Source organism: Serratia plymuthica, assembly GCF_018336935.1.
GTDB classification, from domain to species: domain Bacteria; phylum Pseudomonadota; class Gammaproteobacteria; order Enterobacterales; family Enterobacteriaceae; genus Serratia; species Serratia plymuthica_B.
The window spans coordinates 2,739,429-2,764,148 of the sequence record NZ_CP068771.1 but is presented as its reverse complement, the minus strand read 5'-3'; the positions used below and the strand labels follow the sequence as shown (position 1 = coordinate 2,764,148).

General features: G+C 54.8%; 25 protein-coding genes. 16 read left to right on the top strand and 9 right to left on the bottom strand.

The window, feature by feature from the left end; translation table 11 throughout:
* Positions 1-60: 60 nt before the first annotated feature.
* From znuA to lpxM, 3 genes are all read left to right on the top strand, one after another.
* Positions 61-1,014: a zinc ABC transporter substrate-binding protein ZnuA gene (znuA, locus tag JK621_RS12795; protein WP_212556316.1), complete on the top strand. Its 954-nt coding sequence runs from the start codon at positions 61-63 to the stop codon at positions 1,012-1,014.
* A gap of 21 nt (positions 1,015-1,035) precedes the next feature.
* Positions 1,036-2,358, top strand: a complete 1,323-nt coding sequence (mepM, locus tag JK621_RS12790) for a murein DD-endopeptidase MepM (RefSeq protein ID WP_212556315.1) — start codon at positions 1,036-1,038, stop codon at positions 2,356-2,358.
* A 149-nt stretch (positions 2,359-2,507) separates the two neighbouring features.
* Complete coding sequence (lpxM, locus tag JK621_RS12785; protein ID WP_212556314.1) at positions 2,508-3,476, top strand: lauroyl-Kdo(2)-lipid IV(A) myristoyltransferase; 969 nt, start codon at positions 2,508-2,510, stop codon at positions 3,474-3,476.
* A gap of 66 nt (positions 3,477-3,542) precedes the next feature.
* Here lpxM and JK621_RS12780 read toward each other — a convergent pair whose 3' ends face one another.
* From JK621_RS12780 to JK621_RS12770, 3 genes are all read right to left on the bottom strand, one after another.
* Complete coding sequence (locus JK621_RS12780; protein ID WP_212556313.1) at positions 3,543-4,427, bottom strand: leucine-rich repeat domain-containing protein; 885 nt, start codon at positions 4,425-4,427, stop codon at positions 3,543-3,545.
* A gap of 106 nt (positions 4,428-4,533) precedes the next feature.
* The gene (pyk, locus tag JK621_RS12775; RefSeq protein ID WP_212556312.1) at positions 4,534-5,976 is read right to left on the bottom strand and encodes a pyruvate kinase; all 1,443 of its coding nucleotides are present in this window, start codon (positions 5,974-5,976) and stop codon (positions 4,534-4,536) included.
* A gap of 181 nt (positions 5,977-6,157) precedes the next feature.
* Positions 6,158-7,030, bottom strand: coding sequence for a MurR/RpiR family transcriptional regulator (locus tag JK621_RS12770; protein WP_006325867.1), 873 nt, complete (start codon positions 7,028-7,030; stop codon positions 6,158-6,160).
* Between the two features lie 395 nt (positions 7,031-7,425).
* Between JK621_RS12770 and zwf the strand changes: the two genes are divergently transcribed.
* The 4 genes from zwf to mdtI all read left to right on the top strand — a co-directional run bounded on the left by zwf (position 7,426) and on the right by mdtI (position 10,933).
* On the top strand, positions 7,426-8,901 hold the full coding sequence (zwf, locus tag JK621_RS12765; RefSeq protein ID WP_065506320.1) for a glucose-6-phosphate dehydrogenase: 1,476 nt from the start codon (positions 7,426-7,428) through the stop codon (positions 8,899-8,901).
* A 154-nt stretch (positions 8,902-9,055) separates the two neighbouring features.
* Entirely contained in the window at positions 9,056-9,697 is a 642-nt protein-coding gene (locus JK621_RS12760; RefSeq protein ID WP_212556311.1) for a bifunctional 4-hydroxy-2-oxoglutarate aldolase/2-dehydro-3-deoxy-phosphogluconate aldolase, read from the top strand.
* Positions 9,698-10,248: 551 nt separating this feature from the next.
* Positions 10,249-10,617 (top strand): multidrug/spermidine efflux SMR transporter subunit MdtJ, encoded by a 369-nt coding sequence (mdtJ, locus tag JK621_RS12755; RefSeq protein ID WP_212556310.1) that lies wholly within the window; start codon positions 10,249-10,251, stop codon positions 10,615-10,617.
* On the top strand, positions 10,604-10,933 hold the full coding sequence (gene mdtI, locus JK621_RS12750; RefSeq protein WP_020453871.1) for a multidrug/spermidine efflux SMR transporter subunit MdtI: 330 nt from the start codon (positions 10,604-10,606) through the stop codon (positions 10,931-10,933). The genes mdtJ and mdtI overlap by 14 nt, the downstream gene beginning before the upstream one ends.
* A 221-nt stretch (positions 10,934-11,154) precedes the next feature.
* Here mdtI and JK621_RS12745 read toward each other — a convergent pair whose 3' ends face one another.
* Positions 11,155-11,499: a RidA family protein gene (locus JK621_RS12745; RefSeq protein WP_212556309.1), complete on the bottom strand. Its 345-nt coding sequence runs from the start codon at positions 11,497-11,499 to the stop codon at positions 11,155-11,157.
* A gap of 197 nt (positions 11,500-11,696) precedes the next feature.
* Between JK621_RS12745 and JK621_RS12740 the strand changes: the two genes are divergently transcribed.
* The 5 genes from JK621_RS12740 (at position 11,697) to rnd (ending at position 18,167) form a co-directional block, all read left to right on the top strand.
* Positions 11,697-13,601 (top strand): ATP-dependent DNA helicase, encoded by a 1,905-nt coding sequence (locus JK621_RS12740; protein ID WP_212556308.1) that lies wholly within the window; start codon positions 11,697-11,699, stop codon positions 13,599-13,601.
* Between the two features lie 65 nt (positions 13,602-13,666).
* Positions 13,667-14,368, top strand: coding sequence for a tRNA (adenosine(37)-N6)-threonylcarbamoyltransferase complex dimerization subunit type 1 TsaB (gene tsaB / locus JK621_RS12735; protein ID WP_212556307.1), 702 nt, complete (start codon positions 13,667-13,669; stop codon positions 14,366-14,368).
* 101 nt (positions 14,369-14,469) lie between these two features.
* Complete coding sequence (locus tag JK621_RS12730; protein ID WP_212556306.1) at positions 14,470-15,060, top strand: Slp family lipoprotein; 591 nt, start codon at positions 14,470-14,472, stop codon at positions 15,058-15,060.
* 207 nt (positions 15,061-15,267) lie between these two features.
* Positions 15,268-16,956, top strand: a complete 1,689-nt coding sequence (fadD, locus tag JK621_RS12725) for a long-chain-fatty-acid--CoA ligase FadD (protein ID WP_212556305.1) — start codon at positions 15,268-15,270, stop codon at positions 16,954-16,956.
* Positions 16,957-17,045: 89 nt separating this feature from the next.
* Positions 17,046-18,167: a ribonuclease D gene (rnd, locus tag JK621_RS12720; RefSeq protein ID WP_212556304.1), complete on the top strand. Its 1,122-nt coding sequence runs from the start codon at positions 17,046-17,048 to the stop codon at positions 18,165-18,167.
* A 236-nt stretch (positions 18,168-18,403) separates the two neighbouring features.
* On the opposite strand, the gene minE is transcribed toward rnd, so the two are convergent.
* Genes minE through minC form a run of 3 tightly spaced genes read right to left on the bottom strand, consistent with a single transcriptional unit; the run spans position 18,404 to position 20,216 of the window.
* Positions 18,404-18,673, bottom strand: coding sequence for a cell division topological specificity factor MinE (gene minE / locus JK621_RS12715; RefSeq protein ID WP_004945472.1), 270 nt, complete (start codon positions 18,671-18,673; stop codon positions 18,404-18,406).
* Between the two features lie 3 nt (positions 18,674-18,676).
* Positions 18,677-19,489, bottom strand: coding sequence for a septum site-determining protein MinD (minD, locus tag JK621_RS12710; protein ID WP_013813311.1), 813 nt, complete (start codon positions 19,487-19,489; stop codon positions 18,677-18,679).
* A 25-nt stretch (positions 19,490-19,514) separates the two neighbouring features.
* Entirely contained in the window at positions 19,515-20,216 is a 702-nt protein-coding gene (minC, locus tag JK621_RS12705; protein ID WP_212556303.1) for a septum site-determining protein MinC, read from the bottom strand.
* A 136-nt stretch (positions 20,217-20,352) separates the two neighbouring features.
* Between minC and JK621_RS12700 the strand changes: the two genes are divergently transcribed.
* From JK621_RS12700 to JK621_RS12690, 3 genes are all read left to right on the top strand, one after another.
* Positions 20,353-20,625, top strand: a complete 273-nt coding sequence (locus JK621_RS12700; protein ID WP_065506311.1) for a YcgL domain-containing protein — start codon at positions 20,353-20,355, stop codon at positions 20,623-20,625.
* 61 nt (positions 20,626-20,686) lie between these two features.
* Positions 20,687-21,739, top strand: coding sequence for a lytic murein transglycosylase (locus JK621_RS12695; RefSeq protein WP_212560194.1), 1,053 nt, complete (start codon positions 20,687-20,689; stop codon positions 21,737-21,739).
* An 82-nt stretch (positions 21,740-21,821) separates the two neighbouring features.
* A complete protein-coding gene (locus tag JK621_RS12690) occupies positions 21,822-22,478 on the top strand; it encodes a fumarylacetoacetate hydrolase family protein (RefSeq protein ID WP_212556302.1) in 657 nt (218 codons plus the stop codon).
* Positions 22,479-22,551: 73 nt separating this feature from the next.
* Here JK621_RS12690 and JK621_RS12685 read toward each other — a convergent pair whose 3' ends face one another.
* Entirely contained in the window at positions 22,552-22,800 is a 249-nt protein-coding gene (locus tag JK621_RS12685; protein ID WP_212556301.1) for a CsbD family protein, read from the bottom strand.
* 409 nt (positions 22,801-23,209) lie between these two features.
* Between JK621_RS12685 and JK621_RS12680 the strand changes: the two genes are divergently transcribed.
* Positions 23,210-23,656 carry a YcgN family cysteine cluster protein gene (locus tag JK621_RS12680; protein WP_126483179.1) on the top strand — a complete coding sequence of 149 codons (447 nt, stop codon included), beginning with the start codon at positions 23,210-23,212 and terminating at the stop codon, positions 23,654-23,656.
* Between the two features lie 514 nt (positions 23,657-24,170).
* On the opposite strand, the gene dsbB is transcribed toward JK621_RS12680, so the two are convergent.
* Positions 24,171-24,701, bottom strand: a complete 531-nt coding sequence (gene dsbB / locus JK621_RS12675) for a disulfide bond formation protein DsbB (RefSeq protein WP_212556300.1) — start codon at positions 24,699-24,701, stop codon at positions 24,171-24,173.
* Between the last annotated feature and the right edge of the window lie 19 nt (positions 24,702-24,720).

Genomic DNA, 24,720 nt, shown 5'->3' with positions numbered 1-24,720 from the left:
AGAACTAACCGAATGTTATAATATCACGCCTCGCTGATGAAAACGACGGGATTACTGAGAATGGCACAGAAAAATAAATGGCTGCAACGTACGCTGCTGGCCAGCGCATTGATGATGGCCGGTCCGCTGAACGGCGCTTATGCCGCGGTAGTGACTTCCATTCGTCCGCTGGGATTTATCGCCTCCGCGATAGCCGACGGCGTGACGCCAACCGAGGTGCTGTTGCCGGATGGTGCTTCGCCGCATGATTTCGCTCTGCGGCCTTCCGATATCCAGCGCCTGCGAGCCGCCGATCTGGTGGTGTGGGTAGGACCGGACATGGAAGCCTTTCTGACCAAATCACTCACCCCGGTAGCAGCCAATCGTCAGTTGGCCATCAGTGAACTGAGCGGGGTGAAACCCCTGTTGATGAAGGGCGATGACGACGATCATGGAGATGAACATGCAGGGGATGCGCATAACCATGCAGATCATGACGACGGTGATGGACACCATCACGGCGAATATAATATGCACGTCTGGTTATCCCCGGAAGTGGCAAAAGTGACCGCGATCGCGATTCACGACAGGTTATTGGAACTTATGCCGCAAAATAAGGACAAATTAGACGCAAACCTGCGCCAGTTCGAGAATCTGCTGACGCAAACTGACAAAAATGTTGGTAACATGCTTAGGCCTGTGCAAGGCAAGGGATATTTTGTTTTTCATGACGCTTACGGCTACTTTGAAAAACATTTCGGCTTGAGCCCACGGGGCCATTTCACCGTTAATCCCGAAATACAGCCTGGAGCACAGCGCTTACACCAAATTCGAACACAGTTGGTTGAGCAGAAAGCAGTCTGCGTTTTTGCTGAGCCACAATTCAGGCCGGCCGTAATCAATGCCGTTGCCAAAGGGACCAAAGTGCGTTCTGGAACGCTGGACCCGCTGGGCACCGGCATCGCACTGGGGAAAGACAGCTACGGGAACTTCCTTACTCAGCTGTCAAACCAGTACGTGAGCTGCCTGAAGTAAAGATTATGAGGATAATATCGAGTGCAGCAGATAGTCCGAACTATCGCTCTGGCGTATAACAATCTGCCACGGCCCCATCGCGTCATGCTGGGGTCGCTGACAGTGGTTACACTGGCCGTTGCCGTTTGGCGGCCTTTTGTTTATCACCCAGAACATAACCCCATCGTTAAGAACATCGAGTTAGAATCCAGCCAGTTACGCTCCTTACTGCCAGAAGCCAGTGAGCCGATCGACCTTGACCAAGCCACTCCCGATGATGACATCCCCCAGGATGAGCTGGACCAGAAGGTCGCCGGCGAAGATGGCGTGCATGAATATGTCGTTTCTACCGGCGATACTCTGGGCAGCATTCTGACCCAGTACGGCATAGATATGTCAGACGTATCTATGCTCGCATCGCAAAATCGCGACCTGCGTAATCTGAAGATCGGCCAGCAACTGTCGTGGACGGTAAACGATGCCGGCGATCTGCAACGTTTGACCTGGGAAGTCTCCCGGCGTGAAACCCGTACCTACGATCGCGTTGGCAACAGTTTCAAGGAAACTCAGGAAGCCCAGCAGGGCGAGTGGCGTAATAACGTGATCAGCGGCCGCCTCAATGGCAGCTTCGTCAGCAGCGCCAGTGATGCCGGTTTGAGCCGTGCCGAAATCAATGCGGTGATCAAAGCGCTGCAGTGGCAGTTGGATTTCCGCAAACTGCGCAAAGGCGACCAATTCTCGGTATTGATGTCCCGCGAACATTTTGACGGCAAGAGTTCGCAAAGCCAGTTGCTGGGCGTGCGCATGCGTTCCGGCGGCAAAGATTACTACGCCATCCGCGCCGAAGACGGCAAATTCTACGATCGTCAAGGCTCTGGCCTGGCGCGCGGCTTTATGCGTTTCCCAACCATGAAGCAGTTCCGCATCTCTTCAAACTTCAACCCGCGCCGGGTGAATCCGGTGACCGGGCGTATTGCGCCGCACAAAGGCGTCGACTTTGCGATGCCGGTCGGTACCCCGGTGCTGGCGGTGGGTGACGGTGAGGTCTTGATCGCCAAACGCAGCGGTGCCGCAGGCAACTATGTGGCTATCCGTCATGGTCGCCAGTACACCACGCGTTATATGCACCTGAAGAAGTTGCTGGTTAAGCCAGGGCAGAAGGTGAAACGTGGCGACCGTATCGCGTTATCGGGCAATACCGGTCGTTCTACCGGGCCGCACCTGCATTTCGAAATGTGGACCAACCAACAGGCGGTCAACCCGTTGACGGCGAAACTGCCGCGCTCTGAAGGGTTGAGTGGTAAAGATCGCAGCGATTATCTGGCGCAGGTGAAGGAAGTGGTTCCTCAACTGCAACTGGATTAATCCTTTTGTTCGGGCGCGCTGCCGCGCCAGTGATCCCATCGGCCTGATTGCGGGCCGATGCTGTTTTATATTGGCGCTTCGCGGTCGTTAATTGCAAAATCAATCATTGCAATTATGATTAGCCGAACCGCTAAGTTAAGAGCTTGTGCATGCAAAACGAGAAAAAATCGAACCCAGAGTTCATTCCGCAATTTCAAAAAGCCTTTTACCATCCGCGCTACTGGGGCGTTTGGCTGGGAACCGGGTTGATGGCCGGCATTTCACTGATCCCTGCGCGCTTGCGCGATCCGGTACTCGGAGCTGTGGGCAAGCTGGTCGGCAAAGTGGCCAAAAGCGCGCGCCGCCGTGCGCGTATCAACTTGCTGTACTGCCTGCCGGAAGTGTCGGAAAACGAGCGCGAGCATATTATTGACGAGATGTTCGCCACCGCACCGCAATCGATGATTTTGATGGCGGAACTGGCCTGCACCAAACCGGAGAAAGTGCTGAAGCGCGTGCGTTGGCACGGTGAAGAGGTGCTGGACAAAATCCGCGAGGAAGGCCGCAACGTGATTTTCCTGGTGCCGCATGGCTGGGCGGTGGATGTGCCCGCTATGCTGATGGCGGCGCGTGGCCAGCCGATGGCGGCGATGTTCCACAATCAAAGCAACCCTTTGGTGGATTATCTGTGGAATGCGGTGCGCCGTAAGTTTGGTGGTCGGATGCATGCGCGCAATGACGGCATCAAACCGTTTATCAGTTCAGTGCGTCAGGGGTATTGGGGCTATTATCTGCCCGATCAGGATCACGGCGCCGAACATAGCGAGTTCGTCGACTTCTTCGCTACCTATAAAGCGACATTGCCGGCGGTCGGCCGCCTGATGAAGGTGTGCCGTGCGGCCATCGTGCCGTTGTTCCCGGTGTATGACGGTAAAACCAGCATGTTGGATATTTATATTCGCCCGCCGATGGATGATTTGGCCGTTGCTGATGACCCCTACATTGCGCGCCGCATGAATGAAGAAGTGGAGAATTTGGTGGGGCCAAATCCAGAGCAGTACACCTGGATCCTCAAACTGCTGAAAACGCGTAAAGAAGGGGAAATCGAGCCCTATTCGCGCGACGATTTGTACCGCTAAGCGACATCGTCGCTCAGGCTTGAAGGGCCAGTCATCGAAGGGTGGCTGGCCTTTTTTTGGCTGCGCTTATATATGCACCAGGCAGCCTTGGGCAATCAACGGCTCCAGCACCGCCGGCATTTGGGCGAAGTTGTTCCAGCGCAAATCCAATCGCCGCAGGCGAGTCAATGCCGCCATGCTTTCCGGCAGCTCACTCAGGCGGTTGGCACGCAGATCAAGCGTGGTGAGTGCCGTCAACTGACCAAAGCCCTCCGGTAGCTGCCGTAGCCGATTGGCGCGCAGATTGAGGTCGGTCAGGCTGGCTAAGTGGCAGAATGCGGCAGGCAGCTTGCTGATGGCGTTATTTTCCACGTCCAGTACCGCCAGTTCAGACCATTGCGAGATTTCTTCCGGCAGCGTTTCCAGGCGATTGTTCATCAGATGCAGTTCCCGCAGCGCGGTCAACTGGCCGATGGTAGCCGGCAGGGCGGTAATCCGGTTGTTATATAGCCTCAGCTCCTGCAAACCACTCAATTGAACTATGGCAGCAGGCAGTTCGCTCAGTTGGTTATCTGTCACGTTCAGATAACGCAATTTATGCAGGCAGCCCAGCTCGATGGGCAGCGTGCTGAAAGTGTTGTCGCTCAGATAAAGATAGGTCAGCTCACTGAGTTGGCCGATGCTGGCAGGTACCCGATCGGCTTTGTTGTGACCGCAATCCAGCATCGCCAGCTTTTGCAATTGCCCGAGTTCCTGCGGCAGTTCACTGAGTTGATTACAGGAGATATTCAGTACCTGCAGGTCGCGATGCCGAAAAATTTGCGCCGGGAACTGGCGGAGGCGATTGCCGTACAAGCTGATTTTCAGTAATGCGCTACCCTGCAGGCAGGCTTCGTCCAGGCTTTCCAAATCCTGGCCGTCAAGATCCAGTGCAAGTGAGCTGCAGTTTTGCTGCGGGTGTTGATGAAGCATCTTGGCTCTCCGTTTGCCGTAGTGGCGACTGGAGGCGAGTTTATCAGACGGAAAGAGCGGGGCGGGAAAAAATGCCGGCCGCGTTAACGGCCGGCGGCAAGCGCGATTACTCGACGCGCAGGATACGGCTGGTGTTGGTGGTGCCAACGGTTTCCATCACGTCGCCCTGCGTCACGATCACCAGGTCGCCTGAAACCAGGAAGCCTTTGTCGCGCAGGCGATTCACCGCATCATTGGCCGCGACGACGCCGTCGTTGTGGCTGTCGAAGTAAACCGGCGTAACGCCGCGATATAGCGCGGTCAGGTTCAGCGTGTGCTCATGACGTGACATGGCGAAGATCGGCAACCCGGAGCTGATGCGGGACATCATCAGCGCAGTACGGCCTGATTCCGTCATGGCGATCAGCGCAGTCACGCCTTTCAGGTGGTTGGCTGCGTACATTGAAGACATGGCGATGGCTTCTTCGATGTTGTCGAACTGCACGTCCAAACGGTGCTTGGAGACGTTGATGCTTGGGATCTTTTCAGCGCCCAAACAAACACGCGCCATTGCCGCCACGGTTTCGGCCGGGTACTGGCCCGCAGCGGTTTCGGCAGACAGCATTACGGCGTCGGTACCATCCAGCACGGCGTTCGCCACGTCCATGACTTCGGCGCGGGTTGGCATCGGGTTGGTGATCATCGATTCCATCATCTGGGTCGCGGTAATGACGGCGCGGTTCAGCGTGCGGGCGCGACGGATCAGTTTTTTCTGGATGCCGACCAGTTCAGGATCGCCGATTTCGACGCCCAGGTCGCCACGGGCAACCATCACCACGTCGGAAGCCAGGATGATGTCGTCCATTGCTTCGTCGCTGCACACGGCTTCGGCACGTTCAACTTTAGACACGATCTTGGCGTTGCAACCTGCATCGCGCGCCAGGCGGCGTGCGTAGTTCAGGTCTTCGCCGGTGCGCGGGAAGGAGACTGCCAGATAGTCGACGCCGATTTTCGCCGCGGTGATGATATCGGCTTTGTCTTTCTCGGTCAGGGCTTCGGCGGACAGGCCACCGCCCAGCTTGTTGATGCCTTTGTTGTTGGACAGCGGGCCGCCAACGGTCACTTCGGTAAACACTTTCATGCCCTGAACTTCGAGCACTTTCAACTGTACGCGGCCGTCATCCAGCAGCAGTACGTCGCCCGGCACCACGTCGGCAGGCAGGCCTTTATAGTCGATACCGACTTTTTCTTTATCGCCTTCGCCTTTTGCCATGTTGGCATCGAGCAGGAATTTGTCACCTATATTGAGGAAGATTTTGCCTTCCTTAAAGGTGGAAACGCGGATTTTTGGCCCTTGCAGGTCGCCCAGAATCGCGACGTGACGCCCCAGTTTGGCAGCGATTTCGCGCACTTTATCAGCACGAGCCTGATGATCTTCCGCGCTGCCGTGGGAAAAGTTGAGCCGAACCACGTTAGCGCCGGCGGCAATGATCTTTTCCAGATTATTGTCGCGATCTGTAGCCGGGCCTAAGGTGGTAACAATTTTGGTTCTTCTGAGCCGTCTGGACATGTATTACTCCGTTGACTGGTGAAGCAAAGTATTGGTGTTGCGATAACGTCGGATAACGAAACCAGGAGTGAAATGTAATTTTACTACACTGATGTTTCACCCGGGTTACCCGCATGAGCGTTTTACAGGTACTGCCTCTAGTACTGCCGTTCAAATCTTCCCGGCAGGTTTTTTACATCGTTTACGAGTCGAAATTATTCGGGATAACCGCACCCTTATCAAAGCGCGATTCTTTTAACGCTTCCTTGACCCGCTTCAAGTTATCTCTGAATTTAGCCCCTCTGCGCAAGGTAAATCCGGTGGCCAGAACGTCGATGAGCGTTAATTGCGCAATACGGGACACCATCGGCATATAAACGTCGGTATCCTCCGGCACATCAAGCAGCAGAGACAGCGTCGCCGCATGGGCGAGAGGGGTATCGCGCGAGGTGATGGCGATCACCGTGGCGTCGTTCTCGCGCGCCAGTTGCGCCATTTCAACCAGGTTTTTGGTGCGGCCGGTGTGGGAAATTAGCACCACCACGTCGCCTTCGCTGGAGTTCATGCATCCCATGCGCTGCATGACGATGTCATCGAAGTAGACCACCGGGATATTAAAACGGAAAAATTTGTTCATCGCGTCGTGGGCGACCGCCGCCGACGCGCCTAAACCAAAGAAAGAGATCTTTTTTGCCTGCGTAAGCAGGTCAACCGCACGATTGATTGCGGCAATATCCAAATTTGCCTTTACTGTATCCAGACAGGCCATCACCGATTCAAATATTTTACCGGTGTAGGAATCGACGCTGTCATCTTCCTCCACGTTACGATTTACGTAAGGGGTGCCGTTGGCCAGGCTCTGCGCCAGATGCAGCTTAAAATCGGGGAAACCCTTGGTATCGAGACGGCGACAAAAACGATTGACGGTAGGTTCGCTGACGTCAGCCATTTTGGCCAGCGTTGCGATACTGGAGTGAATGGCGGTTTGTGGGGAGGCCAGGATCACCTCGGCGACTTTCCTTTCAGATTTGCTCAGGAGCTCCAGATGGCTCTGGATTTTTTCCAGCGTATTCATATAACGAGAGTCACTCATGGTTTTATACCCGCAATCTTTCAAGTTTCCACCTGAAATCCATCGGATATGTCGATTTCAATCAAAGGAGAAATCAATGCCGGTTTAATGAAAATATACTACGTGCCGGTAACCGTTGGCAGTCTCGACAGAGGGTATGCAGACTTTTTTCATCAGAACATGACCTGTGTCTAACTTTCATAATGGTAAAAGAGCGTCAAAAAAGACAGAAAATTACAGTTTTTAGTTTCGTCAGCGGCGTTTAAGCCCGATCGCACTTAACACTGGAGTTTCTGGGGCTTTTTTTCTGCTTTTGATCTGGGTTTACTGGCCGTAGTCAAAGAGAGTACATTAGTAATGTAAGAAAATTACAAATATCCTGCAACGAGGAGATGAACATGGCGGTAACCTCTACAGCCCAGGCGTGTGACCTGGTTATTTTCGGCGCGAAGGGCGATTTGGCGCGTCGTAAGCTGCTGCCTTCCCTGTACCAGTTAGAAAAAGCCGGCCATATCCACCCGGAAACCCGGATTATCGGCGTTGGTCGTGCCGAGTGGGATAAAGAAGCCTATATCAAGGTGGTCAAGGAAGCGCTTGGCACCTTTATGAAAGAAAAGCTGGATGACGAACTCTGGGCCACGCTGAGCGCACGCCTGGATTTCTGCAACCTGGATGTGAACGACAGCAAAAACTTTACCAAGCTGGGTAAAATGCTGGACCAGAAGCATCGCACCACCATCAACTACTTCGCCATGCCGCCAAGCACCTTCGGCGCGATCTGCAAAGGGTTGGGCGAGGCAAAACTGAATCACGACCCGGCGCGCGTCGTGATGGAAAAGCCGTTGGGTACCGATCTGGCGTCTTCCCGCGTGATCAACGATCAGGTGGCGGAATACTTCAACGAGTCCCAGGTTTACCGTATTGACCATTATCTCGGTAAAGAAACGGTGCTGAACCTGCTGGCGTTGCGTTTCGCCAACTCGCTGTTTGCCTCCAACTGGGACAACCGTACTATCGATTCCGTACAGATCACCGTGGCGGAAGAGGTGGGTATCGAAGGGCGCTGGGGTTACTTTGATCAGGCCGGCCAGATGCGCGACATGATCCAGAACCACCTGCTGCAAATTCTGACCATGATTGCCATGTCGCCGCCGGCGGATTTGACCACCGATCGCATTCGCGACGAAAAGGTGAAGGTGTTGCGTTCGCTGCGGCGCATCAATCAGAGCAATGTACGTGAAACCACGGTGCGCGGCCAATACACCGCCGGTTTTGTGCAGGGCAAAAAAGTGCCGGGCTACCTGGAAGAGGAAGGGGCGAACAAAAGCAGCAACACCGAAACCTTCGTCTCTATCCGCGTGGATATCGACAACTGGCAGTGGGCCGGCGTGCCGTTCTACCTGCGTACCGGCAAGCGCCTGCCGACCAAATGTTCTGAAGTGGTGGTTTACTTCAAGAACCCGCCGTTGAACCTGTTCAGCGACTCTTACCAACAACTGCCGCAGAATAAGTTGACCATTCGTCTGCAGCCGGATGAAGGTATCGAAATCCAGGTGCTGAACAAGGTGCCGGGCTTGGATCACAAACACCGCCTGCAAACCACCAAGCTGGATCTGAGCTTCTCGGAAACCTTCAACCAGGAGCACGTGGCAGACGCCTACGAGCGCTTGTTGCTGGAGACCATGCGCGGTATTCAGGCGCTGTTCGTGCGCCGTGACGAGGTGGAAGAAGCCTGGAAATGGGTGGACTCCATCATGGACGCCTGGAAAGCGGACAACGAAGCGCCGAAGCCTTACCAGTCCGGTACCTGGGGCCCGGTGGCCTCGGTCGCGATGATCACCCGCGATGGCCGTTCCTGGAACGAGTTCGAGTAACTCGTCGCCGGCAGTTTATCTGCCGGCATTTTTTTGCCCGTCGAACGCGGGGCAGCAACCTCACTTAGGGTACGGCCGGACGCCCGCGTTAACCTGCGGAGCCCTGTGGCAGGGGCGTGCCATTTATAAACCGTAAGTAGTGGAGAAGATATTAATGAAAAACTGGAAAACCAGCGCAGAACAGATCCTGACGGCAGGTCCGGTGGTTCCGGTCATTGTGATCAATAAACTGGAACATGCGGTGCCGCTGGCCAGGGCGCTGGTCGCCGGTGGCGTTCGGGTGCTGGAGGTGACATTGCGTACCGCCTGCGCCATGGAGGCGATCCGCGCCATTGCCAAAGAAGTGCCGGAGGCGATTATCGGCGCAGGTACGGTGATTAATCCCCAGCAGTTGCAAGAGGTGACCGAGGCTGGCGCGCAATTCGCTATCAGCCCAGGCCTGACCGAGGCGTTGCTGAAAGCCGCTACCGCAGGAACCATTCCGTTAATTCCGGGCATCAGCACCGTTTCAGAGCTGATGTTGGGCATGGATCACGGGTTGCGCGAGTTCAAGTTCTTCCCGGCAGAAGCCAACGGCGGCGTAAAAGCGTTGCAGGCTATCGGCGGCCCGTTCCCGCAGGTGCGTTTTTGTCCGACCGGCGGCATCACGCCGAATAACTACCGCGATTACCTGGCGCTGAAAAGTGTGCTGTGCATCGGTGGCTCTTGGCTGGTGCCGGCCGACGCGTTGGAAAGCGGCGACTACGAACGCATCAGCGAACTGGCGCGCAGCGCCGTCAAGGGCGCTGCGTTGTAACCCGCGCCGAGCCTGGGTTTGGCGATTGTTTGCCCCCCCATGAAATCGTCAAGGTTCAACGGCTCGTTGAACCTTTTTTTATTTTTAAAATGCTTAACTTTCTTATTTTTAACCCGTTTTTTTCCGCTTTTTGTGAAAACGGCAGTTTGCTTTCTTATTTTGGCTATGGTACAAATATCGCAGTTGAAAATTTTACTTTTATGAGGATATTGGGCAAATCGCACGGTGTGCGGCTGAGAATAGAGAACAATTATGATGAAACTTAACGGAACTACCCTCAGAACCTCTACTTGCCAGCTTTTCCTGTCTGCCATCCTTGCCAGTGAGCATCACTGGTGCAGCGAACTATAGCGTCTTTCTCCCTTAACCGGTGCTGGTGACAGGCTCAGTCCTTCGTCATTCCGCGTAGCCGGGCAAACATTCTTATTACGTTTGGGTCAGTTTATCCCCAGAGATCTCTGCGTCGTCAGTGCCTTATTGCGCCTGTTCGACGAGATAAATCGGGATAAATACGCCTTAGCGTGCGTTATTCGCCGTTTGGGAGAAAAATTATGATTTATTGGATCTTTTTAGGTTTGGCTATCGTGGCCGAAATTATCGGTACCCTGTCAATGAAATACGCCAGTATCAGCGGCGGCATGACCGGGCATATTGTGATGTATGTGATGATCACCGCGTCTTACGTAATGCTGTCTCTGGCGATAAAACGCGTCGCCCTTGGCGTGGCCTATGCGCTGTGGGAAGGTATCGGTATCCTGTTTATTACGCTGTTCAGCGTGTTGTGGTTTGATGAGCCGATCTCTGCGTTGAAAGTGTTGGGTCTGGTGACGCTGATTGCCGGCATCATGCTGGTGAAGTCCGGTACCCGTAAGGGTCGAAAACAGGCCAACCCGCGAGGTAACAACCATGCAACAGCTTGAGTTGTACCACATCGGGTTTCTGGCACTGGCGATTGTCCTGGAAATTGTCGCCAACATCTTCCTGAAAATGTCGGACGGCTTCCGTAAAGTATGGATGGGTCTGTTGTCTCTGCTGTCGGTGCTGGGGGCGTTCAGTGCGCTGGCGCAGGCGGTGAAGGGGATTGATCTGTCGGTGGCCTATGCGCTCTGGGGCGGTTTCGGTATTGCCGCGACCATCGCCGCCGGTTGGATCCTGTTCGGCCAGCGGCTGAATGCCAAGGGCTGGATCGGCCTGGCGCTGCTGTTGGCGGGAATGGTGATTATCAAACTGGCTTAATCAGCGCGCAGCATGACAACATAAAAACCGCAGAGGTCACTCCCTGCGGTTTTTTGTTTGATAACAACGTTGTCTTTCAACCTGAGATACCCGGGCCTAGCGCACCGAGGGGCACTCCGGCGGGCAAGCCGCTACGACCCCTTCGCCACGCTCTCCCTAATAACGGGCTTTGTCAGCAGTCTGAAACCGCAGAGGTCACGTCACTCCCTGCGGTTTTTTGTTTACAGCGCGGCGATAATCTTGATTTCAACCTTGTACTTCGGGTTCATCAATTTGGCCTGCACGGTGCAGCGTACCGGCGCGCTGCCGGCGACCACCCAGGCATCCCAGGCGGCGTTCATCGCGGCAAAGTCGGCGGCGTCTGCCAGAAAAATGGTGGCGTCCAGCACTCGGCTCTTGTCCGAGCCAACGCGAGCGAGCAGCACGTCAATGGCTGCCAGGGTGTTTGCCGTCTGTGCGGTGGCGTCGTCATCCAGATTTTCCGGCACGCCGGTGTAATAGACGGTGTCGTTGTGTACCACGGCTTCGGACCAGCGTTGGTCGGGATCAATGCGTTCGATGTTCATTCAGTTATCTCCATATCATCATCACCTTAAGGGTAACACAGCCACCGGTAGAAATGCGTGGCAAACCCGTTGTCTTCCAGCCCACAGCGTTATTGCCCGCACTGGCTGCGACTTGAAAGCCATAGGGTAAAAGTCGGTGGTAGCCGTGCGGCAGGATTGGCATAATCACCGCTGAATTACACTGGCAGAGAGATAGCGTGACGGACGATTTCGCAACAGACGGCGCACTGGCGCAGGCAATCAAGGGTTTCAAACCGCGTGAAGCTCAGCGGCAGATGGCGGAAGCGGTCACCGAGGCCATTAATTTCAAACAGGAGCTGGTGGTCGAAGCGGGCACAGGCACCGGTAAAACCTTTGCCTATTTGGTGCCGGCGCTGCGCGCCGATCGCAAAGTGATTATTTCCACCGGTTCAAAAGCCCTGCAGGACCAGCTTTACGCGCGCGATCTGCCTACCGTCGCCAAAGCGCTCAAGTACAAAGGCAAGATGGCGCTGCTGAAGGGGCGCTCCAACTATCTGTGCCTGGAACGGCTGGAGCAACAATCGATGGCCGGCGGTGAGTTGGCCGGGCAGACGCTTATCGATCTGGTTCATCTGCGTCAATGGTCGTCATTGACCAAAGAAGGCGACATCAGCAGTTGCAGCGACGTGGCGGAAGACAGCTTTATCTGGCCGCTGGTGACCAGCACCAACGACAACTGTCTGGGCAGCGACTGCCCGCTGTATAAAGATTGCTTTGTGGTCAAAGCTCGCCGTCGTGCCATGGATGCCGACGTTATCGTGGTGAACCATCATTTGTTTTTGGCGGATATGGTGGTGAAAGAGGGCGGGTTCGCCGAGTTAATCCCCGAAGCTGACGTGATGATTTTCGACGAAGCCCATCAGATCCCGGATATCGCCAGCCAGTATTTCGGCAAGCAGCTGACCAGCCGCCAACTGATGGATCTCGCTAAAGACATTACCATTGCCTACCGTACCGAAGTGCGTGACGCCGCGCAGTTGCAAAAAAGCGCCGATCGCCTCAGCCAGAGTACCCAGGATTTCCGGTTGATGTTGGGGGAGCCGGGGTTTCGCGGCAACCTGCGCGACGTACTTGGTCAACCGAACGTGCAGCGCGCCCTGTTGCTGCTCGATGACGCGCTGGAGCTGTGCTACGACGTGGTTAAACTGTCCCTTGGCCGTTCGGCCTTGCTGGACGCCGCTTTCGAGCGCGCCACGCTGTATCGCGCACGCCTCAAACGCTTGAAAGAGGTCAACGAGCCGGGCTTCAGTTACTGGTATGAATGCAATTCGCGCCACTTCGTGCTGGCGCTGACGCCGTTGACGGTGGCGGATCGTTTTCGTGAGCTGCTGGATGAGAAACCGGGCAGTTGGATTTTCACCTCGGCAACGCTGTCGGTCAATGAGCAGATGGGGCATTTTACCGACCGCCTGGGCCTGACCAAAGCCAAAACCTTGTTGTTGGCCAGCCCGTTCGACTACGCCAAACAGGCGCTGCTGTGCGTACCGCGTTTTCTGCCTTCGCCGAATCAGCCCGGCGGCGCCCGCCAGCTGGCGCGCATGCTGCGCCCCTTGATTGAAGCCAATAACGGCCGCTGTTTCTTCCTTTGCACTTCGCACCAGATGATGCGCGAACTGGCGGAAGAGTTCCGCGCCACCATGACGCTGCCGGTACTGTTGCAAGGGGAAACCAGCAAAGGCCAACTGTTGGCGCAGTTTGTCGAAGCCGGCAACGCGTTGTTGGTGGCGACCAGCAGTTTCTGGGAAGGGGTGGACGTGCGCGGTGACGCGCTGTCTTGCGTGATCATCGACAAACTGCCGTTTACCTCGCCCGACGATCCGCTGTTGAAGGCGCGAATCGAAGACTGCCGGCTGCGTGGCGGCGATCCGTTCAACGACGTGCAATTGCCGGATGCGGTCATTACCCTCAAGCAGGGCGTCGGACGCCTGATCCGCGATACTGACGATCGCGGCGTGCTGGTGATCTGCGATAACCGCCTGGTGATGCGGCCTTATGGCGAAGTGTTCCTCAATAGCCTGCCGCCGACCCCGCGCACCCGGGATATCGCCCAGGCGATTGCCTTCCTGCAGGCTGAACGCTAGCGGATAGGCGAGAACACAGGGCTGTGCTACAATGCGCGCCCTGTTTTTTCCCGCCAGAGGTTGGTATGTCCACGCGAATTTTAGCGATCGATACGGCGACGGAAGCCTGTTCCGTTGCCATCTGGAATCAAGGCGAAGTCCACGCCCTGTTTGAGCTGTGCCCACGTGAGCATACGCAACGCATTTTACCGATGGTGCAGCAAGTGCTGGCGGAATCCGGTTTAACCCTTAATCAACTCGATGCGCTGGCTTTTGGTCGCGGGCCCGGCAGCTTTACCGGCGTACGTATCGGTATCGGCATCGCGCAAGGGCTGGCGCTAGGAGCCGGGTTGCCAATGCTGGGCATTTCAACGTTGCAAACCATGGCGCAAGGCGCCTGGCGAGTTACCGGCGCCGATCGCGTGCTGGCGGCGATTGATGCGCGGATGGGGGAAGTCTACTGGGGCCAGTTTGAGCGCCGAGAAGACGGCGGTTGGCTGGAAAGCGCAGGTGAGGCGGTGCTTTCACCCCAGCAAGCGCAGGAACGTGCGCAAGGCCTGCAAGGCAACTGGGCGCACGTGGGGACCGGCTGGCAAACTTACCCGGACTTGATTGCGGGCGCTTCCCTGAGCTTGCGCGACGGGCAAATGCTGCTGCCGCAAGCGGAAGACATGCTGCCGCTTGCGCTGCTTGCCTGGCAGCAAGGATTGGCGGTGGCGGTAGAACATGCCGAACCGACTTACTTGCGCAACGAAGTCACCTGGAAAAAACTGCCTGGGCGCGAATAACGGCAACCTATTGTGCGGCGGTTGAATCCGGGCTATGAATGAACTGCAACTTGCTTAGCGATTTGCTGTCAAAGTTACAGTCATTTCAGGAGATTGCGACGATGTTAACCCGCACTGTAAGTAACAAGATGTCGTTGCTGGCCATGGCCTGCGGCGCGCTGGCGTTGTCAGGTTGCGTAACCGTACCGGATGCGATTAAAGGCAGTACGGCAACGCCGGTGCAGCAACTGTCTTCGGTGCAGAATGCGCCGAATCTGTTTGCCGGAGCTGAAGCCCGCTTTGGCGGCACCGTAGTGAACGTCGCTAACGAGCAGGGGCGCACGGTGCTCGAGATCGCGGCGGTGCCGCTCGATTCAGGCGCCCGGCCGATTCTGGGCGAGCCGTCGCGGGGCCGCTTGCTGGCTACGGTCAACGGTTTTCTGGAGCCGGTCGATTTTAAGGGGCAGTTGGTTACCGTTGTCGGGCCAATCACCGGCGTGAAAGAAGGCAAAATCGGCATGACGCCGTACAAGTTCGTGACGATGAACGCCACCGGTTACAAGCGCTGGCGTCTGACCCAGCAGGTGATGATGCCACCGGCGCCGATGGAGCCATGGGGCTGGCGCAGCGGCACCTGGGGCCCAGGTTGGGGCGTAGGATACGGCTGGTATAATCCTGGTCCTGTGCAGGTGCAAACCATCGTCACCGAGTAGGCTTTTGTTTGAGGCCAACAAATTTTAATAGGGCGGCTCCGGCCGCCTTTTCTTTTGGCGCAGGGAAATACCGCCAATTAGTGATGTATATCGCAACCTGAATAATGTTTAAAACTCAAACTGGTCTGCTGAGTTAAAATATTGTTATTGTTTGGCTGCGTGTTAGGGGCTGCGATGATAATGAGCAATGATTTCAGGAGTAATACCTTGGATAAGGTCTGGTTAAAACGTTACCCGGCAGATGTTCCGGCAGAGATCGACGCCGATCGTTATTCATCTTTGGTCGAAATGTTTGAAAGTGCGGTTCAGCGCTATGCCGATCAACCGGCTTTCATTAACATGGGCGAGACGATGACCTTCCGTAAGCTGGAGGAACGCAGTCGGGCCTTCGCCGCTTACCTGCAAAATGAGCTGGGCTTGCAGAAGGGCGATCGCGTTGCCCTGATGATGCCAAACCTGTTGCAGTATCCGATCGCGCTATTCGGCATTTTGCGCGCCGGCATGGTGGTGGTAAACGTTAACCCGCTGTATACGCCGCGCGAGCTGGAACACCAACTGAATGACAGCGGCGCCAGCGCCATCGTAATCGTCTCCAACTTTGCCCATACGTTGGAAAAAGTGGTGTTCAATACCCAGGTAAAACATGTGATCCTGACGCGTATGGGCGATCAGCTCTCCACCGCCAAAGGCACGTTGGTTAACTTCGTGGTGAAATACATTAAGCGACTGGTGCCGAAATACCACCTGCCTGCCGCGGTCTCTTTCCGCAGCGCGTTGCAGCGTGGGCGCCGCTTGCAGTATGTCAAACCTGGCATCATCAATTCCGATCTGGCGTTCTTGCAATATACCGGCGGCACCACCGGTGTGGCGAAAGGCGCAATGCTGACGCACCGCAATATGCAGGCCAATTTGGCGCAGTGCAACGCCGCCTACGGGCCGTTGTTCCGCGATGGTCAGGAGTTGATAGTCACTGCACTGCCGCTCTACCATATCTTTGCGCTGACGGTGAATTGCCTGCTGTTTCTCGAGTTGGGCGGCCGCAATTTGCTGATCACCAACCCGCGCGATATTCCGGGGCTGGTAAAAGAGTTGGCCAAATACCCCTTCACCGCTATCAGCGGCGTTAATACCCTGTTTAACGCGCTGCTCAATAATGAAGATTTCCACAAGCTGGATTTTTCGACTTTGCGTTTCTCGGTCGGCGGCGGGATGTCGGTACAAAAGGCGGTAGCGGACAAGTGGGAGAAGGTCACAGGTCGACATTTGCTTGAGGGCTACGGCCTGACGGAATGTGCGCCGTTGGTCACCTGCAACCCGCACGATCTGACGCATTACAGCGGCAGCATCGGCCTGCCGGTATCTTCCACCGATATTCGGCTGGTGGATGACGATGGGCACGATGTGCCGGTAGGGGAGCCGGGTGAACTGTGGGTTAAAGGACCGCAAGTTATGTTAGGCTACTGGCAGCGGCCGGACGCCACTGATGAAGTGTTAAAAGAGGGCTGGCTCGCAACCGGCGATATCGTTACAGTGGACGAGTCGGGCTTTGTACGCGTGGTCGATCGCAAGAAAGACATGATTCTGGTTTCCGGTTTTAACGTTTACCCGAATGAGATCGAAGATGTGGTCAGCCAGCATCCGAAGGTGCTGGAATCCGCGGCGATTGGCGTGCCGAATGACGTATCCGGTGAAACGGTCAAGATTTGCGTGGTGAGGAAAGACGCCTCTCTGACCAAGGAAGAGCTGTTGACCCATTGCCGCCGGTACCTGACCGGGTATAAAGTGCCTAAAATTGTTGAGTTCCGCGACGAGTTGCCGAAATCTAACGTCGGTAAAATTTTGCGGCGAGAACTGCGTGATGAGCAGAAAAAGCCGCCGGCGGCAGATGCCGCTTAGGTTATCATCCACGCCTTACAGATCAACAACGCCGGTGAATGCCGGCGTTGTTGTGTTTGAATCATGAAAGCGACCAAGAGAATGACGTTTTGAACTATCAGTTGATCACTACCGATGCCGGATTGCAGCAGGTCTGCGAGCAGGCGAGAAACCATGCCCAGATTGCGTTGGACACCGAATTTGTCAGAACGCGTACCTACTATCCGCAGTTAGGCCTGATTCAGTTATACGACGGTGAACAACTCTCCCTGATCGATCCCTTGCCGATCAAGCAATGGCAGCCGTTTATCGATCTGCTGAGCGATACCCAGATTGTGAAATTCCTGCACGCCGGCAGTGAAGACCTCGAGGTGTTCCTGAATGCGTTCAAAACGCTGCCGACCCCGATGGTCGATACCCAGATACTGGCAGCCTTTACCGGCCGCCCGCTGTCTTGTGGTTTTGCGACCCTGGTGACGGAATATATGCAGGTAGACCTGGATAAAAGCGAATCCCGCACCGATTGGCTGGCGCGCCCGCTGACGGAAAAACAGTGTGTATACGCAGCTGCAGACGTTTTCTACCTGCTGCCGATGGCTAAACAACTGGTGCAGGAAACCGAAGACGCCGGTTGGACCGCGGCCGCCGCCAATGAGTGCTTGTTGCTCTGTCAGCGTCGCAGCGAGTCGCTGGCACCGGAATTGGCCTACCGTGAAATCACCAACGCCTGGCAGTTGCGTCCGCGCCAACTGGGATGTTTGCAGAAACTGGCGGAATGGCGGCTGCGCCAGGCGCGTGAGCGTGATTTGGCGGTCAACTTTGTGGTACGCGAAGAGAATCTCTGGCAGGTGGCGCGCTATATGCCCACTTCGCTGGGGGAATTGGATTCGCTTGGCCTGAGCGGCCCGGAAATTCGTTATCACGGTAAGACGTTGCTGGCATTGGTGGCTGAGGCCAGCGAGCTGGATGAAGCTGCATTGCCGGAGCCGTTGTCCAACCTGATCGACCAACCGGGTTATAAGAAAGTGTTCAAGGACATCAAAGCGGCGATCGTCGTTGTCAGTGAACAAAGTGGCTTAAGCAGTGAATTGCTGGCCTCGCGCAGGCAGATTAACCAACTGCTGAACTGGCACTGGAAATTGAAAAGCGGCGATAGCCTGCCGGAATTAGTGAGCGGTTGGCGCGGTGATTTATTAGCGTCGCCACTTCAGGACATTCTGAAAAATTATTAATCGGTGGGTAGGCAAATCGGGGCAGGGTAAGGAAACACTGCTCTGGTTATTCGTGAAAAATAATTGAAGAAAATATTTTTCGACAGGCTTTACTTTAAACAACCGCGGCGCAACATTAATTGAGATTAATCCCAAAGGCGAAAAAATGATTAATGGGTGTTTTTTATCTCAATAACTGGATGTGCATACAGTTACCCCCTGTAAAAAATATACAGGGGGTAATTAATGCGTCGCAATCATTTAGCTGCTTCTTCCGATTCCGGTAATGTCACGTTGAGTTCAAGTACCGAAATATCATCCCCTTTCTGCTCAAACTGCACGTGCAGCATCTCAGGGTCGATTTGAATGTATTTGCAAATTACCGCCAGAATATCGCGCTTCAAATCAGGCAGATAGTGGGGCTCGCTGTCCCCACGACGACGCTCTGCGACGATAATTTGCAGCCGTTCCTTGGCTATATTGGCTGTCGGTTTTTTGCGGGACAGAAAGAAGTCTAGTAATGCCATGGTTTATCCCCCAAAAAGGCGTTTCAGGAAGCCCTTCTTCTCTTCTTCAATGAAGCGGAAGGGGCGTTCTTCTCCTAACAAGCGGCTAACGGTATCGTCATAGGCCTTACCGGCATCTGACTCGATATCAAGAATAACAGGCTCACCCTGGTTGGATGCGCGCAGTACGGACTGGTCTTCCGGGATAACGCCGACCAATGGAATGCGCAGAATTTCCAGCACGTCTTCCATGCTTAGCATGTCGCCACGGCTGACGCGGCCCGGGTTGTAACGGGTCAACAACAGGTGCTCCTTGATAGGAGCTTCGCCTTTCTCAGCGCGACGGGATTTGGAAGACAGGATGCCCAGGATACGGTCAGAGTCACGTACCGAGGAGACTTCCGGGTTAGTGGTAATCACCGCTTCATCGGCGAAATACAGCGCCATCAGCGCACCGGTTTCGATGCCGGCAGGGGAGTCGCAGACCACGAAATCAAAATTCATCTCGCCCAGATCGTTGAGGATTTTCTCAACGCCTTCACGGGTCAGCGCGTCTTTGTCGCGGGTTTGCGAAGCCGGCAGGATATAAAGGTTATCAGTGCGTTTGTCTTTGATTAACGCCTGATTCAGCGTGGCGTCACCCTGAATCACGTTGACGAAATCGTACACCACCCGGCGTTCACAGCCCATGATCAGGTCAAGGTTCCGCAGACCGATATCGAAATCGATCACGACGGTTTTTTTGCCTTTTTGGGCTAAGCCGGTAGCGATGGCCGCGCTTGAAGTGGTCTTGCCAACGCCCCCTTTACCCGATGTAACAACAATAATGCGTGCCATGAAATGGATTCCTTGTCAAAAGGGCTTAATTTAAAGGTTGTATGGTTAAAGCGTTATCCAACAGGCTGAGCCGTGCTGCCTGCCCGAGATAATCGGACGGGATTTGGTCGCTCAACCAGTATTGCCCTGCGATAGAGACTAGCTCAGCACCCAGGTGCGTGCAAAAAATCTGGCACTGCGTATCCCCTGAAGCGCCGGCCAGCGCACGACCGCGCATCATGCCGTAAATGTGAATATTGCCATCGGCAATTAATTCGGCCCCGGCACTGACGCTGCTGGTCACGATCAGATCGCAGTTGCGGGCATAAATTTGTTGGCCGGAACGAACAGGGGCACTGATGATTCGCGTTTTGGCCGGGGCGTTGATATCCACCACCGGGGCTGGCGCAGGGGCCGGTTCCGGTGCGGCCATCTTCTGGCCCTTGCCTTCGTTCAGTAACGGCAGCCCGGCACGGGTTATAGCGCGTTTCTGACGCTCATCTCTGCAACCGCTGATGCCAACAACGCGCAGACCCGCAGCCGTGACAGCCTGTTGAAGTTCTTTCCAGTTTGCATCGCCGTTCAGCGTTGCAACGTTGATAACAACAGGGGCATTTTTCAAAAAAGCGGGCGCTTGCTCCACTTTTTCCAGTAACGCCTGACGAATTACCTCGGGTTCCGAATTATGCAAATGAACAACCGATAGGGTAAAACTGCTGCCTTTTAGCTCAATTGGCGATTGTGACATCTATCCTGACTCAGTCTCAGCAACTTTAAATCCCCGGAATACCAATCGGGGTGCGATATTCCGATGTACTATAAGCATGTTATAGTCAGAGTTATATCCAGGCAAGACGCTGCCCCAATTAAATAGAGTTAAAAAAATGCTTTGTGTGATCTATAGAAGCCCAAAACGGGATCAAACTTATCTTTATGTCGAAAAAAAAGACGATTTCTCCCGAGTGCCGGAAGATCTGATGAAAAGTTTCGGTACGCCGCAATTGGCGATGGTACTTTCCCTCGAAGGACGGGAAAAGTTAGCCTCGGCGGATATTGAGAAAGTAAAGGAAGCCCTGAAAGAAGAAGGGTTTTATCTGCAATTCCCGCCGCCGGTGGAAAATTTATTAAACCGGCATTTGTCAGAGGATAAAAAGTAATCACTGCCGGCACCCAGGGGCCAGGCTGAGTCAGCCCCTAAAACGGCTAAGGAGCCCTGTGATGAAATTGTCGGCGACAGTAGTGGCATCAACCCTGCTGGTGCTGGGATGCGGCGTCTGTCAACAGACGACGGCTCAGGTTGCTCCGTCGGGCGTGCCTGCGCCGACCCTTGCGGCTGCGGGAACATTGGCTGAAATCGGCCGCGATCCGGCGCAATTTCCGGCCTATGTCGAGCAGTTGAAAGGCCAGGCACTGGCTCAGGGGATTAGTCAGAAGACCATCGACAACGCCTTCGCCAACGTGCATTTTGTCGACCGTGTAATCAAGGCCGATCGTAATCAACCGGAAAAGAAAATCACGCTGGATGATTACCTTAAACGCGTACTGCCACCCGCCAAAATCGAGCAAGGGCGAACTCTGTCCCGGCAATATCGGCCGCAACTAACCCGCGTCACCGCTCGCTACGGCGTCCCTGGGCGTTATATTGTGGCGCTGTGGGGGATGGAAAGCGCTTTCGGCAAGATTCAGGGCCATGAAGACGTCATTTCGGCGCTTGCCACGCTGGCGTTTGAGGGCCGGCGTGAAGCCTTCTTTACCCAACAGCTGATGGCGGCGCTGCAGATTGTGGAGCAGGGGCATGTCGGCGGTGCCCAGCTAAAAGGGTCTTGGGCCGGCGCGATGGGCCAATGTCAGTTTATGCCGACTTCGTTCCTGAACTATGCGGCGGACGGCGACGGCGATGGCCGCATTGATATCTGGAACAACCCTGACGACGTGTTCGCTTCCACCGCCAACTATCTGGCGAGCGAGGGCTGGCAACGGGGTATCGGCTGGGGCAGGGAAGTGACGTTGCCGGCCGGCTTCGGCGCCGATAGCCTGGGGTTGAGAGATCGTCAGGCTCGCAGCGTAAACGAATGGCAAAAACAGGGCGTGCGGCGGCCTGACGGTTCAGCGCTTCCGCACTCCACCCTGCGAAGCTGGGTTATCACACCGGATGACATGCAGGGGCGCGCATTTCTGGTTTATGATAATTTCCGGACCATCATGCACTGGAATCGCTCTTACTATTTTGCGATTGCTGTGGGTATGATGGCTGACGGTATCGGGCAATAGACTCGCGCTACGGTACCCCACCAGAGTGTGGAATAACGGGCTTAGTATGCTAAGCCCCTACATGACTGTAGGGAGAGGCGGTATGTATCAACATAGAGACTGGCAGGGTTCACTACTTGATTTCCCGGTTAATAAGGTGGTCTGCGTCGGCAGTAACTACGCCGATCACATTAAGGAAATGGGCAGTGCGACCTCGGCAGAGCCGGTAGTGTTTATCAAGCCTGAAACGGCGCTGTGCGACATTCGCCAGCCGGTGGCGATCCCCAAAGAGTTTGGGTCGGTACACCATGAGGTGGAGCTGGCCGTGCTGATCGGTACGCCGTTAAAGCAAGCGAATGAAGATCGCGTAGCACGCGCTATCGCCGGTTATGGCGTGGCGCTCGATCTGACGCTGCGCGAATTGCAGGCGGGTTTCAAGAAGGCCGGCCAACCCTGGGAAAAAGCCAAGGGTTTTGACGGTTCTTGCCCGATGTCCGGTTTTATTCCGGTGGCGGAGTTTGGCGACCCGCAAAATGCGGAGCTGTCGCTGACGGTAAATGACCAACTGCGTCAGCAGGGCAACACCCGCGATATGATTACCCCCATCTTGCCATTGATCAGCTATATGAGCCGTTTCTTCACGCTGCGCGCGGGCGACATCATTCTTACCGGCACGCCACAGGGCGTCGGCCCGATGAGCTCCGGCGACATGTTGAAGATTACGCTTAACGGCAAATCGCTGAGCACCCGTGTGATTTAGCATCGCGACTGGATAAAACTAAAAAGGCCCTTAAAGGGCCTTTTTTTGTCCGCATTTCGGTTAGATGGCCCGATTACTTACGGCCCAACAAGAAGCCGAAAACGATACCGACAGCGGCGGCGATGGCGACGCCGGCAAGCGGGTTGGACTCAACCTGGGTCCGCACGCTGTCTGCCGCGTCGCGAGCCGCATAGCTGGCCTGAGAGGCGTACTTGCGGGCTGCGCCTTTGACCTGGTGTTCCGGCGAATCCGTCGCCTCACCGAAGGCTTCCTGAACAGCGCCAGCAGCCTCGTTGACCTTGTCTTCTGCTTTTCCAAACATGTTTAGCTCCTTATCTCTGTTCTAAAGGCGAACATTAAACATAGCAGCATTATTCCGTTCCAGGCGGCATAACGTGCTTAATGAGATGAATCCGAACATTGTCGCAGGGAAGGCCGATGGCGTCTGACGGGATGCACCAAAAGGTGTTGGACCTGTGATTTGTACGTATAATTGAGGGCGGTGGGTGTGATTTTATTCGCCGGATAAAACCGGTAACGCCATGATATTCTTGTTGCCCTATGTTGGACGTTATTGTTTTAAATGGTGTTTTTTTAAGCCATGTTTGCGTTATCATTATGATTGTATTGTGTTTTTGGTCTTTTCATTCGACTGGAATATCTATATAGTGCACCCTTAAAACCTGTACGCAGGTTATCTATTCATTTACCTATACCGGACGCGAACGACTATGTCACAAACCCCTTTTTGGCAACAAAAAACGCTGGCGGAAATGTCAGAACAAGAGTGGGAATCGCTGTGCGACGGTTGTGGGCAATGCTGTCTGAATAAGCTGATCGACGAAGATACCGACGAGATTTATTTCACCAACGTAGCCTGCAACCAGTTGAATATTAAATCGTGTCAGTGTCGCAACTATGAGCGCCGCTTCGAACTGGAAGAAGATTGCATCAAGCTGACGCGCGCCAACCTGACCACCTTTGACTGGCTGCCGCCTACCTGTGCGTATCGCCTGATTGGCGAAGGCAAACCGCTGTTCTCATGGCATCCGTTGATAAGCGGCTCGAAGGCGGCTATGCACGGTGAACGTATTACGGTGCGGCACATTGCGGTGCGTGAGAGTGAAGTCGTGGACTGGCAGGATCACATCTTGAACAAGCCGAGCTGGGCGAGATAAGGAAAAAAGCCCCTGCAAAGAGAGAGGGGCAAGACACACAACAACACCAGGGAAATCGTTGATACAACATGCGGCTACTATAAGGATTTTTTGACTGAAGTTCATCAGAATATTGATGCAATAATGCATCACTATGATGAGTTTTTTTGTATGAGCTTAATGAGTGTACAAACATCGCCCTTGGTGCCTCGGTATCAGGAGGCGATCGAGCCATGCATTGCCTCTTCGACTAACGCGTTATGCCCTTCAAACTTAATGTTATGTAAATTACCCGCCAAATCCCGCCTGAACGCTTCTTTATCGTTGTGATATTAGGTAGTTTGACCGCTCTCCCGCCAGGTCTCGAGAGTACAATAATGAAAATGATACGACTGTTTGCCGTAGCTGGGGCACTGATAGTGCTCGTTTATTACCTTACGCATACTTGACGTCGGGTTACCTCTGAAAATCACAAGCAATCCCATGTAAAACGGCGCCCTGAGGCGCCGTTTTCATTAATGCCGCAATGCCGTACTTAGCGGCCGAACAGGTCACGGCGACGCAGCCGGACAAATTGCGCGAGCAGCACGACGATTGCGATTAACAGATAGGCCGCGAAGATACCCACCAGCCACTGCGGCATTTCCAGCGACAGGAACTGCCATTGGCGCACCGAACAGTCGCCGGAGGCGTGAAACACCGCCGGCAGCCATTTATCCAGCGGCAGCCAGGACGGGAAGCTGACGAAGAAATCGCAGGTATTGAACGGCGAAGGGTGCAGTTGGATCATGGTGTGCTTCCATGCCAGCTGTACGCCCTCCCAGGCGCTGTAAATCCACAGCAGGATAGCGACATAGCGCAGCGGCGTTTTCGGTGCGATGGCACCGACCAGTGAGGCACCGAGAATGCCAAACAGCGCGCAGCGTTCATAAATGCACATCACACAGGGTTGCAGCAGCATTACGTGCTGAAAGTAGAGCGCGACTAATTCCAGCACCAGCGCAGTCAGGGCCATCAGCAGCCAAGCACCGCGCCCCTGCGAGCAACGGTTAAAGAATTGCAACATATATTTATTCTTCCATGCA

What these genes read in the sequence shown, in the direction of transcription:
- znuA (WP_212556316.1), top strand. Translation starts at nt 61, where the DNA reads ATGGCACAGAAAAATAAATGGCTGCAACGTACGCTGCTGGCCAGCGCA.
- lpxM (WP_212556314.1), top strand. Translation starts at nt 2,508, where the DNA reads ATGCAAAACGAGAAAAAATCGAACCCAGAGTTCATTCCGCAATTTCAA.
- JK621_RS12780 (WP_212556313.1), bottom strand. Translation starts at nt 4,427, where the DNA reads ATGCTTCATCAACACCCGCAGCAAAACTGCAGCTCACTTGCACTGGAT.
- pyk (WP_212556312.1), bottom strand. Translation starts at nt 5,976, where the DNA reads ATGTCCAGACGGCTCAGAAGAACCAAAATTGTTACCACCTTAGGCCCG.
- JK621_RS12770 (WP_006325867.1), bottom strand. Translation starts at nt 7,030, where the DNA reads ATGAATACGCTGGAAAAAATCCAGAGCCATCTGGAGCTCCTGAGCAAA.
- zwf (WP_065506320.1), top strand. Translation starts at nt 7,426, where the DNA reads ATGGCGGTAACCTCTACAGCCCAGGCGTGTGACCTGGTTATTTTCGGC.
- JK621_RS12760 (WP_212556311.1), top strand. Translation starts at nt 9,056, where the DNA reads ATGAAAAACTGGAAAACCAGCGCAGAACAGATCCTGACGGCAGGTCCG.
- mdtJ (WP_212556310.1), top strand. Translation starts at nt 10,249, where the DNA reads ATGATTTATTGGATCTTTTTAGGTTTGGCTATCGTGGCCGAAATTATC.
- mdtI (WP_020453871.1), top strand. Translation starts at nt 10,604, where the DNA reads ATGCAACAGCTTGAGTTGTACCACATCGGGTTTCTGGCACTGGCGATT.
- JK621_RS12745 (WP_212556309.1), bottom strand. Translation starts at nt 11,499, where the DNA reads ATGAACATCGAACGCATTGATCCCGACCAACGCTGGTCCGAAGCCGTG.
- tsaB (WP_212556307.1), top strand. Translation starts at nt 13,667, where the DNA reads ATGTCCACGCGAATTTTAGCGATCGATACGGCGACGGAAGCCTGTTCC.
- JK621_RS12730 (WP_212556306.1), top strand. Translation starts at nt 14,470, where the DNA reads ATGTTAACCCGCACTGTAAGTAACAAGATGTCGTTGCTGGCCATGGCC.
- minE (WP_004945472.1), bottom strand. Translation starts at nt 18,673, where the DNA reads ATGGCATTACTAGACTTCTTTCTGTCCCGCAAAAAACCGACAGCCAAT.
- minD (WP_013813311.1), bottom strand. Translation starts at nt 19,489, where the DNA reads ATGGCACGCATTATTGTTGTTACATCGGGTAAAGGGGGCGTTGGCAAG.
- minC (WP_212556303.1), bottom strand. Translation starts at nt 20,216, where the DNA reads ATGTCACAATCGCCAATTGAGCTAAAAGGCAGCAGTTTTACCCTATCG.
- JK621_RS12700 (WP_065506311.1), top strand. Translation starts at nt 20,353, where the DNA reads ATGCTTTGTGTGATCTATAGAAGCCCAAAACGGGATCAAACTTATCTT.
- JK621_RS12695 (WP_212560194.1), top strand. Translation starts at nt 20,687, where the DNA reads ATGAAATTGTCGGCGACAGTAGTGGCATCAACCCTGCTGGTGCTGGGA.
- JK621_RS12690 (WP_212556302.1), top strand. Translation starts at nt 21,822, where the DNA reads ATGTATCAACATAGAGACTGGCAGGGTTCACTACTTGATTTCCCGGTT.
- JK621_RS12685 (WP_212556301.1), bottom strand. Translation starts at nt 22,800, where the DNA reads ATGTTTGGAAAAGCAGAAGACAAGGTCAACGAGGCTGCTGGCGCTGTT.
- JK621_RS12680 (WP_126483179.1), top strand. Translation starts at nt 23,210, where the DNA reads ATGTCACAAACCCCTTTTTGGCAACAAAAAACGCTGGCGGAAATGTCA.
- dsbB (WP_212556300.1), bottom strand. Translation starts at nt 24,701, where the DNA reads ATGTTGCAATTCTTTAACCGTTGCTCGCAGGGGCGCGGTGCTTGGCTG.